The organism is Paraburkholderia largidicola (genome assembly GCF_013426895.1).
Lineage (GTDB): Bacteria > Pseudomonadota > Gammaproteobacteria > Burkholderiales > Burkholderiaceae > Paraburkholderia > Paraburkholderia largidicola.
The window spans coordinates 1,093,816-1,108,892 of sequence record NZ_AP023174.1 but is presented as its reverse complement, the minus strand read 5'-3'; the positions used below and the strand labels follow the sequence as shown (position 1 = coordinate 1,108,892).

Annotated in this window: 17 protein-coding genes and 2 tRNA genes; 13 read left to right on the top strand and 6 right to left on the bottom strand. The window is 63.3% G+C overall.

Annotated features, from left to right (window positions below):
* Complete coding sequence (locus PPGU16_RS05025; protein WP_180721960.1) at positions 1–909, top strand: transporter substrate-binding domain-containing protein; 909 nt, start codon at positions 1–3, stop codon at positions 907–909.
* A gap of 10 nt (positions 910–919) precedes the next feature.
* On the opposite strand, the gene PPGU16_RS05020 is transcribed toward PPGU16_RS05025, so the two are convergent.
* Positions 920–1,378: an NUDIX hydrolase gene (locus PPGU16_RS05020; RefSeq protein WP_180721959.1), complete on the bottom strand. Its 459-nt coding sequence runs from the start codon at positions 1,376–1,378 to the stop codon at positions 920–922.
* On the bottom strand, positions 1,375–1,764 hold the full coding sequence (locus PPGU16_RS05015; RefSeq protein WP_180721958.1) for a hypothetical protein: 390 nt from the start codon (positions 1,762–1,764) through the stop codon (positions 1,375–1,377). The genes PPGU16_RS05020 and PPGU16_RS05015 overlap by 4 nt, the downstream gene beginning before the upstream one ends.
* A 270-nt stretch (positions 1,765–2,034) precedes the next feature.
* Between PPGU16_RS05015 and PPGU16_RS05010 the strand changes: the two genes are divergently transcribed.
* Positions 2,035–2,265, top strand: a complete 231-nt coding sequence (locus tag PPGU16_RS05010; protein ID WP_180721957.1) for a hypothetical protein — start codon at positions 2,035–2,037, stop codon at positions 2,263–2,265.
* Here PPGU16_RS05010 and PPGU16_RS05005 read toward each other — a convergent pair.
* Positions 2,244–3,644, bottom strand: coding sequence for a cytochrome-c peroxidase (locus tag PPGU16_RS05005; protein WP_180721956.1), 1,401 nt, complete (start codon positions 3,642–3,644; stop codon positions 2,244–2,246). The two genes, PPGU16_RS05010 and PPGU16_RS05005, sit on opposite strands and share 22 nt — an antisense overlap.
* A gap of 216 nt (positions 3,645–3,860) precedes the next feature.
* On the opposite strand from PPGU16_RS05005, the gene PPGU16_RS05000 reads away from it, so the two are divergent.
* On the top strand, positions 3,861–5,438 hold the full coding sequence (locus PPGU16_RS05000; RefSeq protein WP_180721955.1) for an acid phosphatase: 1,578 nt from the start codon (positions 3,861–3,863) through the stop codon (positions 5,436–5,438).
* 206 nt (positions 5,439–5,644) lie between these two features.
* Here the strand turns inward: PPGU16_RS05000 and PPGU16_RS04995 are convergent.
* Positions 5,645–5,719: transfer RNA gene (locus tag PPGU16_RS04995), tRNA-Arg, on the bottom strand.
* A gap of 145 nt (positions 5,720–5,864) precedes the next feature.
* Entirely contained in the window at positions 5,865–6,695 is an 831-nt protein-coding gene (locus PPGU16_RS04990) for an undecaprenyl-diphosphate phosphatase (RefSeq protein WP_180721954.1), read from the bottom strand.
* Positions 6,696–7,261: 566 nt separating this feature from the next.
* Here PPGU16_RS04990 and PPGU16_RS04985 point away from each other — a divergent pair.
* The 5 genes from PPGU16_RS04985 to PPGU16_RS04965 all read left to right on the top strand — a co-directional run bounded on the left by PPGU16_RS04985 (position 7,262) and on the right by PPGU16_RS04965 (position 11,893).
* The gene (locus PPGU16_RS04985; RefSeq protein WP_180721953.1) at positions 7,262–8,179 is read left to right on the top strand and encodes an aldose epimerase family protein; all 918 of its coding nucleotides are present in this window, start codon (positions 7,262–7,264) and stop codon (positions 8,177–8,179) included.
* A gap of 142 nt (positions 8,180–8,321) precedes the next feature.
* Complete coding sequence (locus PPGU16_RS04980; protein ID WP_180721952.1) at positions 8,322–9,047, top strand: peptidoglycan DD-metalloendopeptidase family protein; 726 nt, start codon at positions 8,322–8,324, stop codon at positions 9,045–9,047.
* 125 nt (positions 9,048–9,172) lie between these two features.
* Positions 9,173–9,502 carry a hypothetical protein gene (locus PPGU16_RS04975; protein ID WP_180721951.1) on the top strand — a complete coding sequence of 110 codons (330 nt, stop codon included), beginning with the start codon at positions 9,173–9,175 and terminating at the stop codon, positions 9,500–9,502.
* A gap of 682 nt (positions 9,503–10,184) precedes the next feature.
* Complete coding sequence (locus tag PPGU16_RS04970) at positions 10,185–10,493, top strand: DUF2288 domain-containing protein (protein ID WP_180721950.1); 309 nt, start codon at positions 10,185–10,187, stop codon at positions 10,491–10,493.
* Positions 10,490–11,893 carry an MATE family efflux transporter gene (locus PPGU16_RS04965; protein ID WP_180721949.1) on the top strand — a complete coding sequence of 468 codons (1,404 nt, stop codon included), beginning with the start codon at positions 10,490–10,492 and terminating at the stop codon, positions 11,891–11,893. Before PPGU16_RS04970 ends, PPGU16_RS04965 begins: the two co-directional genes overlap by 4 nt.
* A gap of 33 nt (positions 11,894–11,926) precedes the next feature.
* Here PPGU16_RS04965 and PPGU16_RS04960 read toward each other — a convergent pair whose 3' ends face one another.
* Positions 11,927–12,100 carry a YajG family lipoprotein gene (locus PPGU16_RS04960; RefSeq protein WP_180721948.1) on the bottom strand — a complete coding sequence of 58 codons (174 nt, stop codon included), beginning with the start codon at positions 12,098–12,100 and terminating at the stop codon, positions 11,927–11,929.
* A gap of 166 nt (positions 12,101–12,266) precedes the next feature.
* Between PPGU16_RS04960 and PPGU16_RS04955 the strand changes: the two genes are divergently transcribed.
* From PPGU16_RS04955 to PPGU16_RS04935, 5 genes are all read left to right on the top strand, one after another.
* Positions 12,267–12,440, top strand: coding sequence for a hypothetical protein (locus PPGU16_RS04955; protein ID WP_007744012.1), 174 nt, complete (start codon positions 12,267–12,269; stop codon positions 12,438–12,440).
* A gap of 320 nt (positions 12,441–12,760) precedes the next feature.
* Positions 12,761–12,919, top strand: a complete 159-nt coding sequence (locus tag PPGU16_RS04950; protein WP_042306980.1) for a DUF3309 family protein — start codon at positions 12,761–12,763, stop codon at positions 12,917–12,919.
* A gap of 60 nt (positions 12,920–12,979) precedes the next feature.
* Positions 12,980–13,056: transfer RNA gene (locus PPGU16_RS04945), tRNA-Pro, on the top strand.
* A 211-nt stretch (positions 13,057–13,267) separates the two neighbouring features.
* Complete coding sequence (locus PPGU16_RS04940; RefSeq protein ID WP_180721947.1) at positions 13,268–13,726, top strand: SixA phosphatase family protein; 459 nt, start codon at positions 13,268–13,270, stop codon at positions 13,724–13,726.
* Between the two features lie 165 nt (positions 13,727–13,891).
* A complete protein-coding gene (locus PPGU16_RS04935; RefSeq protein ID WP_180721946.1) occupies positions 13,892–14,698 on the top strand; it encodes a GNAT family N-acetyltransferase in 807 nt (268 codons plus the stop codon).
* Positions 14,699–15,077: the final 379 nt, after the last annotated feature.

The following is a 15,077-nucleotide window of genomic DNA, read 5'->3' as shown; positions in this document are numbered from 1 at the left end:
ATGAAGGTTGCAATCAAATACAAGCTGGTAGCGGCTGCGGCGCTGGCGTCGCTCATGTCGCTGACGACGCCCGCGCATGCCGAAGAGCTGACGGGCACGCTCAAGAAGGTCCACGACGACGGCGTGATCACGCTCGGCGTGCGCGAAGCGTCGATCCCCTTCTCCTATTCGAACGGCGACCAGACGGTCGGCTATTCGCAATCGATCGCACTCGCCATCGTCGACGAAATCAGGAAGACGCTCGCGATGCCGAACCTCAAGGTGCGCGAAGTCACGATCACATCGGCGAACCGCTTCCTGATGCTGGTCAACAACCAGATCGATCTTGAATGCGGCTCGACCACACATACGCGCGAGCGCGAGAATGTCGCCGCGTTTTCAAATAGCTTCTTCCAGTACGCGGTGCGGATGATCGCGCGCAAGAACGCCGGTATCAACGACTTCGCGGATCTCGCCGGCAAGCCCGTCGTCACGACGGCGGGCACCTCGGACGAACGGCTCGTGCGTCAGTTGAACAGCGAGAAGCAGCTGAATATGCGTATTGCGAGCGCGAAGGACCACTCCGATGCGTTCGCAGCCGTGAAGGCGGATCGCGCGGTCGCGTTCGTGATGGACGAACCGATTCTCTACGGTTTTCGCGCCACCGACCCGCGCCCCGACGACTTCATCGTGACGGGCACGCCGCTCGGCTACGAGACCTATGCGTGCATGTTCCGCAAGGGCGACGCGCCGTTCCGCGAGCTGGTCAACCGGGTGATCTCGAAAATGCAGACGTCAGGCGAGGCCGAGCGCCTCTACAACGTCTGGTTCACGCAGCCCATTCCGCCGCATGGGATCAACCTGAACTATCCGCTGTCGGCGGAAATGCGCTCGATGTTCGCGCATCCGAACGACAAGGCGCTCGATTGACACGCGAGCGCTACGCCGCGTCCAGCGCGCGGTGCAGTTCGGCGAGCGACAGCGTGGTCTGAAAGAGCCGCGTGAGACTGCGGCTCGCGTAATGCTCGACTTCATCGGGCGCGGCCCAGCGGAATGCGTCCATCTCGGGAATCATCGTGCCGTCGGAGCGGCGCGGAAACATCGACGTGCACGTGCAGCGGGTGAGGTCGAGTTCGTCGGCGCGGGCGCGCGCGGCGAACAGATGCAGGTCCTTGTCCCGCCGATATACGAACAGGCCAAGGTCTTTCAGCCGCGCCGCGTCCACGGCGAGTCCCGTTTCCTCTTCCATCTCGCGCAGCGCCGTCACATGCGGCGCTTCGCCTTCCTCGCCCTGCCCTTTGGGAATATCCCAGTGGCTGGTTTCCGTCGCGTGCGCGAGCAGCACTCGCCCATCCGGGTCGAGCAACACGACGCCGCAAGAGATCGTGCGCGCGCTCAATTCTTCTTCTGCATCACCCAGTTACCCGTGCCTTGCCGGCAGAACTGCGGGTTCAGATTCATCGACTGGCCTTTGGCGCTCAACACGACGTGGATCTGACGGCACGTCCGGTCGCCCGACTTCGATGTCGCATCGGGCGTGAGCTGCGCCTCGATTCTCGTGCTATTGCGCAGACCCTCGTTGTTCCAGGTGGACGATTCGCCGTCCTGCTTCTTGTCGAGCACTTCGAACGCGGCCTTTCTGAGCGAATCGTTGTCGGCCTGCTTCATGTACGCGATCGGCGTGTCGTTCAGGAAGTTGAGATTGGCGGCATGCACGCCGATTGCGCCGGCTAGCAGCAGCCCGCCCACTGAGAGTTGAAACACGGCTCGGGTTCGCATCGACATGAAGTTCTCCGCAGAAGTCGGGTTCGGGCAAGCGTGGCGCGGCCGTAGAGTGGACGCGATCTGGACCCTAAAAGCATAGCACGCCGCCTCGACACAGGTCGCGGCACCGTCCCATCTTTGAGATAGCGCCGCCGCGCCACAGGCCCATCTGAAGCCTGCTCAGAAGAATTTTAGGACGCGTCCCATAGGCCCCGAAGGACGCGATCCATAACATGAGTCGACTCAAATTCAACCGCGCTTCAAACGCCTTGCGCGTTGCGACTCCTGCTCATGGACCTCTCGTTCGCTCTTCAGTTTTTCGCCGCGATGCTGACGCTGATCTGCATCGTTCTCGGCACGATCGTCATGCGCGTCGATCCCGCGCCGATGCCGACCATCGTGCGCATCCACGGCTTGCGCCGCAGCCGGTGGCCGTGCGCGCTGACGCGAGCGGGCCTCGTGTGCCTGCTCGCGTCGTTCGTGCTGTTGATCGCCGGCTGTTATCTGCTGCTGACGATGTGAGCGTCAGCGTGTTGCTGAGGCGGTTCGGGCTGATATCCGTCCGTCAGCGTCTTAAGGAACGCGACGACGTCCTTGATCTCTGATTCATCCAGCGCAGGCTTGTCGCCCGGCTTGCGATCGAATGGCGGGTCGGTATTCAGATTCGCCCAATACTTCTTCGGCAGATCGTCGAACTTCTGCACTTTCCCCTTGACGACGGGATAGAACTTCTCCGGATTCGTATCGCGTTCCGCATAGAAGCGGACGACTTCTTCGAGCGAGTGATAAATCCCGTTGTGGAAGAACGTCTTGCGCAGCGCCACGTTGCGCAGCGTCGGCGTACGGAAGATGCCGCAATACTCGTCTTGTCCCTTCAGATCCGTGCGCTCCGGGCCGCATGCGCCCAGATCGTAGAAATGCGGATCGCGATTCACGGCCAGCGTGCGATTACGCGGCACGCCGAGCGCGATCAGACCGAAGTCGGAGAACGCGGGCGCCGAGCCGTCGAGCGCACGCTGGCTGATGTGGCAGCTCGCGCAGTTGCCCTTGGTCTCGTCGTTGAAGAGCTGCAGGCCGTGCAGCTCGGCCTTCGTGAGCTGCGCCTTGCCGGAGAGAAACGCGTCGTACTTGCTGGTGTACGGATAGAACAGTTCCGGCGTCTCTTCGAACACCTCGAGCGCTTGCAGTACCGCTTTGAACGTCGTGTCGTCGTTATCGAACACATGCTCGCCAAACGTGTCGCGGAACTGGTTCGCGTACGGCGCGGCCTTCACGGCTGCCGCCACTTTCTGCGGCGTGCTGCCCATCTCGAACGACGACGTCAGCGGCATGCGCGCCTGATCGTGCGCGCTGTTCACGCGGCCATCCCACATCAGGCCGCCCGTCGGACCGGCGTCGACGCTTTCGTCGCCCTCGTCGTCCGAGTCGTGATAGTGCTCGGTGAAGGACGGCACCTTCTGCAGATACTTGATGTCGGGCGCGGCGCGCATGCCCTGCTGGCGCATGTCCTGGCCGCCCAGTTGCACCGAGAGCGCGTTCGGCGGCCCGAAAGCGTGCTGCGGACTATGGCACGACGCGCAGGCAAGCTTGCCCGAGCCCGACAGCGACGGATCAACGAATAGCTGCTTGCCGACGGCCGTCATCTTCTTGACGGACTCGTACACCTGGGCGCGCGTCTGACCGCCGGCGGGCATCGCCGCGGCGCCATCGGCGGACACCTTCTGCATCTGCGCGCCGCTCATTGCCGGATGGACCGGTTGCGCCGCTGCTTGAGCGCCGCCGCCCTGCGTACCGCCGGCATCGCACCCGGCCACCATCACCGCAACCGAAATCCCCAGCGCGCCAATCCATCCCGCGCGCCACGCCTGTCTTGTCCAAAGCCCCGCCACATCGCGCCGCATATCTTTCTTACCTGCTCGTGTTGATCGACTGCGCGAGGTTATTTCACCGACATGTCGCTGAAATGACATATACCCGACGACACATCAAAAACCACAAGCCAATCGGAAACTCGATGTAAGAAATTAATCGTTCTGTCAAAAAGCCTTGCGACACTCTCGCCGCCGGTCATCCCAATGCGGATTCACCGCCGGTCCCCAACGCGAGAGAGATAAATCATGAACAAGAAACTGATCTGCGCGACGCCTATCGCGATCGCTGCAGCAATCGGGCTGTACGCATGTGGTGGCAATTCGAACTCGAAGCCGACGTTGTCTTCCGTGAAGAACGTCGTGGTCATCTATGCAGAAAACCGCAGCTTCGACAACCTCTATGGCAACTTCCCGGGCGCCAACGGGCTGCAGAACGTGACGGCGACGACCGCGCGCCAGCTCGACCGCGACGGCTCCGTGCTCGCGACGCTGCCGCCCGTCTGGAAGGGCCTCACGGCTGCGGGCGTGACGCCCGTGATCACGCAGGCGATGACCGTCAATCTGCCGAACGCGCCGTTCGCCATCGACGATCCGGCCGGCTTCAACGCGCCGCTCAGCGCGACGACGCGCGACCTGTATCACCGCTTTTACGAGAACCAGATGCAGATCCACGGCGGCAAGAACGACATGTTCGCCGCGTGGGCCGATTCGGGCGGTCTCGTGATGGGCCACTACACGCCGAACGCCGACAAGCTGCCGCTCTACAAGATCGCACAGCAATTCACGCTGGCCGACAATTTCTTCATGGGCGCGTTCGGCGGCTCGTTCCTGAACCACCAGTGGCTGGTCTGCGCGTGCACGCCGTTCTATGCGAACGCCGACACGAGCGTCGCGAAGACGTCGATCTCCGACGTCGCACCGGACGGTGTCTCGCTGACGCTCAAGTCGACGTCGGCGGCATCGGCGCTGACCGACGTGCCGACCTTCGTCAATTCGGGCAACCTCACGCCCGACTTCTACGCCATCAACACGATGCAGCCGCCGTATCAGCCGAGCGGCAACAAGCCGGCTGCGGGCGGCGACGCGAACCTCGCCGATCCGACGGCCGCGACGACGCTCCCGGCGCAGACGAACCAGCATATCGGCGATCTGCTCAACAACGCGGGCGTGACGTGGGCGTGGTACGGCGGCGCCTGGAGCAACGCGATCTCCGCTGTGCAGAACAACACGGCGAACGTGATCTACGGCGCGAACCTCAGCTCGCCTAACTTCCAGCCGCACCACCAGCCGTTCAACTACTTCGCCGATCTCGCACCGGGCACCGACAACCGCGCGAAGCATCTGCTCGACGGCGGCCTGAACGGCGCGGAGTTCATCAAGCAGATCGACGCCGGCGCGCTGCCGCAAGTCGCGTTCTACAAGCCGCAAGGCAACCTGAACGAGCACGCGGGTTATACGGATGTCTCGCAGGGCGATCAGCACATTGCGGATGTGATCTCGCATCTGCAGAAGAGCCCGCAGTGGAACAACATGGTCGTCATCATCACGTACGACGAGAACGGCGGATTCTGGGATCACGTCGCGCCGCCGAAGGGCGACCGCTGGGGCCCGGGCACGCGGATTCCCGCGATCATCGTGTCGCCGTACGCGAAGAAGGGTTTCGTCGATCATACGCAGTACGACACGACGTCGATCCTGCGCTTCATCACGCACCGCTTCAATCTGCCGAACCTGCCGGGCCTCACGTCGCGTGACAGTGCGCTGGTCGCGAACGGCGGCCAGGCGATGGGCGATCTGACGAACGCGCTCGACATCAGCAAGTAATCACGCAGCAACGCAGGCAGGCGGGCCCGTCGCCCGTCATCGACAAAGCACGGGCAAGCAACAGTCGCGCATTTCTCCACGTTCGATGCGCAACGCTTCAGGGCAGCTTCGGCTGCCCTTTTTTATGGGCGTTCGGTGCGGTGGGGATGGAGGCCGTGCGGAAGTGCAGCAGGTGGTGGCGTAGGCCGGCAGGCAGACTGACTGGATGGCCCCCCCACGAGGAATCGAACCTCGATTTCAGGTTTAGAAGACCCGTGTTCTATCCGTTGAACTATGGGGAGGCGAAACCGGAATTTTAACCTGGCTGGACCTGACGGAAACTGGCGTCAGGCGCCGGGTCGAGCGCGCCACGCATGCCGTGGCGCTCAAACAGAAAGGCCCGGCAGCAACGCCGGGCCCGCGATTATAACCGATCGAACCGCGCGATCAGACCGGCTGCGGATGCGTCATGAACCAGCCGAGAAACACCACGCCCGCGATCACGCAGTACACGCCGAACGACGCAAGACGGCCGCGTCCTTCGAAATAGCGCATCAGGAAACGCACACTCAGGTACGCGGCGATGGCCGTCAGCACGCCGCCCAGCAGCGCATCGGCGAGCTGGTCCGGCGCGTGAAAGAGCTTCGGCAGTTCGAGGATGCCTGCCGCGAAGATGATCGGCGTGCCGAGCAGGAACGAGAACTCGGCGGCCTTTTCGGCCGTCAGGCCCGCGCCGTTGCCGGCGATCATCGTCAGGCCGCTGCGCGAGAAACCGGGAATCAGCGCGCCGACCTGCGCGAGGCCGACCAGAAATGCCTGCTTGAAGGTCAGTTTCTCCGGCGCGCGGTGCACGCGGGAACGCTGCAGCCGGTCGCCGAGCCACAGCAGGATGCCGTTGACGATCAGCGCAATCGCGACGATACGCAGATCGTGGAACACGCGCTCGAGGCGCTTTTCGAGCAGGAGACCTACCAGACCGGCCGGTATGGTCCCGATGATGAGCGCCCACATCATATGGCCATCGTCATTGCGGCGGCCCGATAGCGAGGCGAAAAAGCCGCCTACGAGGGCAACCCAGCGCGCACGGAAGTACCACAGCAGTGCGAACGCGGTGCCCAGATGCAGCGCGACGAGGAACGGCAGCAGTTGCGGTGCATGCTTGTCGATATGCATGCCGAAGAGAGCGGGAATGAGCAGCGTGTGACCAAGACTGCTCACCGGAAACAGTTCCGTGACGCCCTGCAGCACGCTCAAAAAGATCAAAAACGACAGGCTCACGCGTCGGTCCTTTTGAAAAGTGGGGAGGATAAACAGCTTGCCGGAGCATGACGTCCGGCATCTGAAGGCGAGTCGATTATGCCTGGGCGACCGGGGTGCGCCAAGGACAATAATTCGCTTTTAACGGAATCTTGCCGCGTTGCAACAAGATCGAAAGGCTGATTACGGCGATGAAAGCAAAAAGGCCCGCCTGGAAGGCGGGCCTGCGTGCGGAGGCTGCGTGGACCGTCGGTACGTGCCGACGGCTCAACGTGGATTCTCGTCGCCCCGTGTCAGCGTGTAAATTTATAAAAGAAATAAATCGTACTGCCCGTGAACATCCCGAACAGTGCCACGCTCATTGCCATTGCGAGATCCATCGCCCCTCCTGAAAACCGAGTGATCGGATCCGGCCGGAGCCGGTCTTCGTACACATTATTGATTGCGCCGACTGTGCGGTAACACCCGCAATTTCCCGAGAAGGGTTTCCCCGTAGCACAAAGCGGCGCAAAATCGGCCTCGCTGCGCTTTTCGCGCCACAATCGTGCACGCCGATCCTTCCCTAACCGCTTTCTATCGTCACAGCCATGCCTCAATTCCAGCAACAGGACATCATCGAGATCGCACGCGACGGCTCTTTGCTGCGCGTCGCGCCGCAGGCGGGCGGCCGCCTGCTGTCGTGGGACATCGACGGCCAGTCGGTGATCTTCTGGCCCGAGCACGCGGACTGGAGCCAGCCCGCGCGCGTGCGCGGCGGCAATCCGCTGCTGTTTCCGTTTCTCGGCCGCCATTTCGTCGACGGCCAGATTGGCCGCTGGAAGGACGCGCAAGGCATCGTGCGCGATCTGCCCATGCACGGCTTCGCGCGCGACCTGCCGTTCGAAGTCACGGTCGATGAGGCCGCCCGCTCGATCAGCATGACGCTGACCGACAGCGACGCGACGCACGCCGGCTATCCGTTCAGCTTCCGCTTCGAGGCGAAGTACACACTCGTCGACCCGCATACGCTCGACGTCGACTTCATCACGACCAACACAGGCACGGCGGGGAGCGCGCCGCTGCCCTACTACGCGGGCCATCACTTCTACTTCACGTTGCCGCACGCGCAACGCGGCGAAACGGTGCTCGAACTGCCGCGCACGGTGCGCCGCCATCAGTTGCCGGACGGCGCGATCAGCGCGGGCGAAGCGGGCAAGCCGGACTATCGTCTGGACGATCCGGGCATCCTGGATCGCTTCCATTGCCTCGACGGCGCGCCGGATCATGTCGTGCGGATGGTCGCGCTCGGCCTGAACCGCAGCATCACGATCGATCTGCAGCGTCCCAACTCGGTGCCGTGGTACGCGGTCACGACGTGGACGGAAAAGCCCGAGTCGGACTTCTTCTGCGTCGAGCCATGGCTGGGCCTGCCCGATGCGATCCACAACGGCCTCGGCCTGCGCTGGCTCGAAGCGGGCGACACCGAAACGGCGTCGCTGCGCATTACCGTCGGTACGCTGCCCTGAGCGCCGCGCATCGCGCGCGGCACCATCGTCGCGCGTCGCCTGGGTCCGAAAACGGGTGCTGCATGGCAAAACCGTTAGAATCTGGCGTTTTGCATCTGCCACGTGATCGGGATCGGCGCGCGGCGGCGTCTTGCGAGGTCCAATGTTGACAACAAAAATCAGACGGCTTGTCTGCGCGGCCATGGTCGCAGCACTGGCCGCATGCGGCTCGGCACCCGTGGGTCCGGGCTACTATCGCGTCGAACGGGGCGACACGCTGTACAAGATCGCGCGCAGCAATCGCACGTCGGTCGAGAGCCTGACGCGCTGGAACAAGCTATCGAACCCCGATTCGCTCGAGGTCGGCCAGGTGCTGCGCGTCGCGCCGCCGCCCGGCACGGCCACGGCCAGCACGGGTTCGACGCGTAGCAGCTCCTCGGGCAGCGCATCGGCTGGCGCATCGGCGAGCGCGTCGTCTTCGTCGCGCAGCGCGGCTGCGGACACGCCTGCGGCGCCCGCGTCTTCGATCTCGTTGATCTGGCCGGCGACGGGCAACGTGGTGCGCGGCTTCGACGGCAACAACTCGAAGGGCATCGATATCGCCAACGCTGCGGGCACGCCCGTGTTCGCGGCGGCGAGCGGCACCGTCGTCTATGCGAGCAATGGCCTGCGCGGCTATGGCAACCTGCTGATCATCAAGCACAACGCCGACTATCTGACCGCGTACGCGCACAATCGCTCGCTGCTCGTGAAGGAAGGCGAGACGGTGCAGCAAGGTCAGAAGATCGCCGAGATGGGCGACTCCGACAACGACCGTGTGATGCTGCACTTCGAGCTGCGCTACGCCGGCCGTTCGATCGATCCGGCACGCTCGCTCCCGCCGCGCTAAAGCGCTGTCCCGCCGGGAACCCGATGGGCCGTGCGCGGCTCCATCACAGAGGCAGGCGGGCACGCTCCGTGCCACGCCTGTCGACACCGCGTTCATCCGCGCAACGACATACAGAGGACACTCCGATGAAAAACGCCCTTGCGGCAGTCCGTGCGACGGCGACGAGCCTCGCGATCGCCTCTCTCGCGAGCCTTGCCGGCTGCGCCAGTTCCGGTTCGACGACGCTCACTTACCTGCCCAACGGCGAGACGGGCTTCGCGATCAACTGCAGCGGCAGCGATGCGAGCCAGAACTGGGGCGAATGCTACAAGCGTGCGGGCGAGGCATGTGGCGCGTATGGCTATGACGTGGTCTCGAAGGATGTCGACACGGGCGGCACGGCAGGCGGCACGCTGGGTGGCGTGCTCGGCGCCAACGTGAAGAACCGCTCGATGGTGATCCGCTGCAAGCAGTAGCCGGCACTCGCGCGTCGTCTGATTTTTATTGCGTCTGGACAAAAAAAAGTGCCCGGCACGAGGCCGGGCAAACGGGGGTTCGGCGCATATCGGCAAAGGACCGGTTCACCATGCGCCGAGACGAAATCTAGCAACGCACCTATACCCACGCAATCGATTAATTGTGCAAATAGTGTGAGTCGGCGCACGGTTTCAAGGCGAACTGAATGTCGCACCCGTCGATTTGCAAACGGGTTCAGCGCGTCATTTCACATTCAATACGCGCTCGACCCAATAGCGTGCTGCCCCGAAAGCCACAGCTGACGGGCCTTTCGGAAGATTGCGAAAGAATTGCGCGTGAATTGTTCTGCACTGCGATATTCGTCGGAATCACACATTTCACCCGGTTTACCGCAATAGCGGGACTTGGTGCGCCAACGCACTCTTCCGTTACGATTCCTGCAGTCAATTCCTCAGATTTAACGAATTTGCGAGCCTTCGTTTAATGTATTCATATGCGGGCGGACATGGCGATTAAAGCTCGTGACGTGAAGCCATTTATCGGCGCATTCGCACCGCAAGACATTGGCGAGCGAAGTCGCGAGGCGTCGCCTATGGTTTGGTTTATAGTTACGCCCGCCCGTGCCGGCGCACGCCGCCGACACGCCCCCACGCACGAAATCCCTGCTGCCCTGCTAACGCCATGACCTCCCCCGATACCCCACAAAGCCCGCTCTACGAGAAACTGCTCGGTGAAACCGCGAAGATCGGCTGGACGGAACTCGAACGCTTCTTTGCACGTGGCATGCTGCTGCGCGTCGCGCGCGATCTCGATCTGGTGAGCGTCGCCGAAGCCATCGCCAACGACGACACGACGCAGGTCACGCAATGGCTGTCGTCCGGACTGGTCGAGCGCGTGCAGGCGGAGACGGCTGCCGACTTCGCCGCGCGCGATCCCGAATTGTGGGCCGTCGTCGTGTCCCCGTGGGTCTGCGTGCAGGAACGCGGTTGAACGATCGCGCCGACGACAGCGTCGACCCAAACGCCGCGTCAGACGCGCCGCACGCGTGCGCGCCCGCAATGCCCACGCACTGGCATCGGCGCGTGCTGACGCTCGCGTTTCCCATCGTCCTCGCCAACCTCACGCAACCGATACTCGGCGCCGTCGACACCGCCGTCGCCGGGCATCTCGACAGCGCGTCGTATCTCGGCGGCGTCGCGCTCGGCGGTCTGTTCTTCAACTTCGTGTTCTGGGGCTTCGGCTTCCTGCGCATGGGGACGACGGGACTCGTCGCGCAATCGTTCGGCGCGAACGATCAGGCCGGCCTGCGCATGAACATCGTGCGCGCGCTATTGCTCGCGTTCGCGATCGGCGCAGTCGTGCTGGCGATGCAGGTTCCGCTGATCGACTTCGCGGTGCGCACGATCGGCGGCAGCGACGACGTGCAGCGACACGCGCGCGCCTACTGTCACGCGCGCATCTGGGCCGCGCCGCTCGCGCTCGGCAACTATGTCGTACTGGGCTGGCTGCTCGGCACGCAACGCGTGCGCGTTGCGCTTGCCACGCAGGTGTTCATCAACACGGTGAACATCGTCGCCGTGTTGCTGTACGTGTATGCGTTCGACTGGGGCGTGGCGGGCATCGGCGCTGCCACGGCGACGGCCGATGCACTTGGCTTCGTGTTCGGCGCTGTGCTGCTCTGGCAGATGCGTCCGCGCGGCCTGCCCGCGCTAGAGCGCGCCGCGCTGTTCGATCCCGTCGCCCTCAGGCGGATGGTGACCATCAACCGCGACATCTTCGTGCGGACGATGTGCCTGCTCGGCGCGTTCGGCTGGTTCGCGCATCTGGGCGCGAAACAGGGCGACGCGACGCTGGCCGCGAACGCGCTGCTCCTCAACTTCCAGACCTTCATGGGCTACGGGCTCGACGGCTTCGCGCATGCGGCCGAAGCGCTCGTCGGCGCGGCCATCGGCGCGCGCAATCGCGAGGCGTTCCGCCAGGCCGTCAAGGTGACGCTGCTGTGGTCGGGACTTGGCGCGCTGGCGTTCTCGCTCGTCTACTGGGCGGCGGGCACGTGGATCATCGAGCGGCTCACGGATCAGGCCCTCGTGCGGGCAACCGCGGAAGCCTTCCTGCCGTGGACCGTGCTCTCGCCGATCGTGTCCGTGTGGGGCTTTTTGCTCGATGGCGTGTTCATCGGCGCGACGCGCACGCGGGATCTGATGACGTCGATGGTCGTGTCGCTCAGCGTGTTTCTCGCCGCTTCGTGGGCGCTCGCCGGCACGCACGGCAATCACGGACTGTGGGCGGCGCTGATGATCTTCATGGCCGCCCGCGGTCTCACGCTGCTTCGCCTGTTGCCGCGCCTTGCGCGCGATGTAGGGTCCGAGGCCCTGGCGAGCCGCGCGTAAGCGCGCGTCGACGAGCGCGTCCTCGTCGTGCGCTTATTTCGGCGCGGCGGGCGCGTCGATCATCGAAGGCGGACGGTCGTCGGTCGGCACGCCGTGGTAGTCCGCCGGGTCTTTCGGTGGCACGTGGTGGTGAACGGCCGGATCGTCGGCACACGCCGACAGGGCGAACAGCGAAAACAGCGATGCAGCCAGCAGGAAGCGCTTCATAAACTTTTCGGACAAGGTGTGAGCATCGACGGATGACGTCGCGGGCCACGAGTCTAACCGCAAAGCGCAATGTGCGCCGCCGAACCTGGATATCTACCGCATTGCGCCATCTTGCGGCGCCTGTTCTACTATGTACGCATGGTCGTGTTCGTCGAAGGAGGCTGCCATGGATGCCGAATCGATCGCAGGTCTGGTTGGACTCGCCATAGGGTTGCTCGTGCTCGTCGTGCTGTCGGTGTTCGAGTCGCGCACCTATCGCCGTGAACATCATGGCGAAGGGATGATGCATCACTGGCTGGCCGAGCATCACGTGCTGGACAGAATGCGCCGCAGACACTGAAGCTGGATACGCCGCACCCGCGGCGCTATCCCTTGAGACACAGCTGAATTTCGTCCGACTCGCGCGTCGCTTTATCTCGACGCGCGATGTCTTCATTTGCGTGTCCGCATTCCATTTCACGCGCACTCTCCCGCGCTGTTACCCCCGTCGCCTCTGCTTCGCAGCGCTCCTCAGGCCAGGCACATGGCTTGCTGACCTGGAAGGGCATAGAACGCGCATTTCGCGCGCTCGACACTCCGGCCGCCAGCGCGCGCACGGGCGTCGTCTGTACGTGCCAACGCGGTCTCGATTTGTGGCCCGGCCATATAAGGAGAGATAACATGACCCTCGGAACCATTCTGCTGATCGTGGTGATCCTGCTTCTGATCGGCGCCCTCCCAAGCTGGCCGTACAGCCGCGAATGGGGTTATCGCCCGACCGGGCTGGTCGGCATCGTGCTGATCGTGGTGATTGTGCTGCTGCTGATGGGGCAGTTATAACTTTTGTGTCAGCGGGTTTGACTTGCGGACCTCAATGAAGATAGAATCTCGGGCTCGCGTCGGAGCGTAGCGCAGCCTGGTAGCGCATCTGATTTGGGATCAGGGGGTCGTAGGTTCGAATCCTATCGCTCCGACCACCAACATGCCGTACGAACAACCCGCGACACTTATCCTGGTGTCGCGGGTTTTTCTTTTGCGCCGGCGTTTTCACACGAATCAAGCGAAATATCCCGCGAGCGCCACCTACACTCCCGAAACACGCGCACATTAAAACCAGAGCAAAACCCGCCCCGCGCTGTCCATACTTGTCGAAACACACCTGTCGACAGAAAAAACGGAGACATCGCCATGAACCTGATCCTCTGGCGTCACGCTGAGGCCGAAGACACCGCCTCGACCGATCTTGCCCGCCAGCTGACGACGCGTGGCCGCAAGCAGGCCCAGGCGTCCGCAAAATGGCTGCGCGCGCGCCTTCCCGACGACGCCGTGATCCTCGCCAGCCCCGCCACGCGCACGGTGCAGACGGCGGAATCGCTGACAGACCAATACCGCGTCGTCCGTGAGATTGCGCCGGATGCGAGCGCTGAGGCCGTTCTCACGGCAGCCGGCTGGCCCGACGGCATTGCGCCGACGGTCGTGATCGTCGGCCATCAGCCGACGCTCGGCCATGTCATCGCGCGCCTGCTCGCCGACAGCGGCGCGAGCTGGTCGGTGAAGAAGTCGGCGGTGTGGTGGATCGAGAGCCGCTCGCGCAGTAACGGCGAACAGGCGATTTTGCGCGCGACGATCAGCCCCGATCTGATCTGATCCACGCCGCATGGCAGGACCACGCGAAGCAAGGATTGCAGGCGCTGCGAAAGCGTCTGCCTTACGACACGTCATCGAATCGTCACGACGTTGCCACGTGAGCGTCACCCGCCGTTACTACATTGGCGTCGAAGCGAATTTCACATTTTCGACCAGGAACGCCACATGCGAGAACTGCCGACGCCTACCCTGCCCTTCGCATCGATCCTCGAGCCGCGTCGTCGTCTGCCGCGCACGGAAGAAACGGTAACCGCCCAGCATCGTCTGCAAGTGTCGTGGGCGCGCACCGACGAGGAGCTTCGCGAAGCGCAGCGTCTGCGTTACCGCGTCTTCGCCGAGGAAATGGGCGCGCGCCTGTCCGGCCCTGCCGGCCTCGACGTCGATGCGTTCGACGCTTATTGCGATCACCTGATCGTCCGCGATCTCGACACGCTCAAGGTGGTCGGTACGTATCGCGTGCTGCCGCCGCACCAGGCGGCGCGTATCGGGCGACTGTATGCCGAGAGTGAGTTCGATGTATCGCGACTGACGCACCTTCGGTCGAAGATGGTCGAGGTGGGCCGCTCGTGTGTGCATGCTGACTACCGCAGCGGATCGGTGATCATGTCGTTGTGGGCCGGGCTTGGCTCGTATATGCAGCACAACGGGTATGAGACCATGCTCGGCTGCGCGAGCGTCGCAATGGCTGATGGTGGGCACTATGCCGCCAATCTGTATGCGTCGTTGCAGGACGATGCGTTGACCACGCCAGAGTACCGCGCGTTTCCGCATACGCCGTTGCCCGTCGATGAGCTCAAGACTGGCGCGAAGGTCGCGCCGCCGCCCCTTATTAAGGGTTATTTGCGGCTTGGGGCGAAGATTTGCGGTGCGCCGGCGTGGGATCCTGATTTCAATACCGCTGATTATCTGACGTTGTTCAGGCTTTCTGAAATTAATGCGCGGTATGCGCGGCATTTTCTGGGTGAAGCGTAGGACAGGGTTTTTTTGAGGTTTGCTCGGAGGCGGGTTTACGTTCGTGGTGCGGGTGGTGATGTTCGGTGTTCGGGCCTTTGCGCTGGCATCCGCGTTTTGTTAGCTTGCTTCAAGCGTTGCCCCTATGCGGGGCGGCACCTACTTTTCTTTGCCGCCGCAAAGAAAAGTAGGCAAAAGAAAGCGGCTCACACCGCCAGCTCTTGTTCCTGCCTGAGGGCCCCCACAGGTTCTTACGCTTCACACGGCAACCACGTGCTCACGTCCGTTGCCCGCGCTCTTGCGGTGCGCCTCACCCGCCTCACGCTCCCGAACTACAGCACGCCGTGCCAGACAGTCCACCGCCGCCCAGGTGGCAAACTCTGTGTAGGCCCAGGTACTC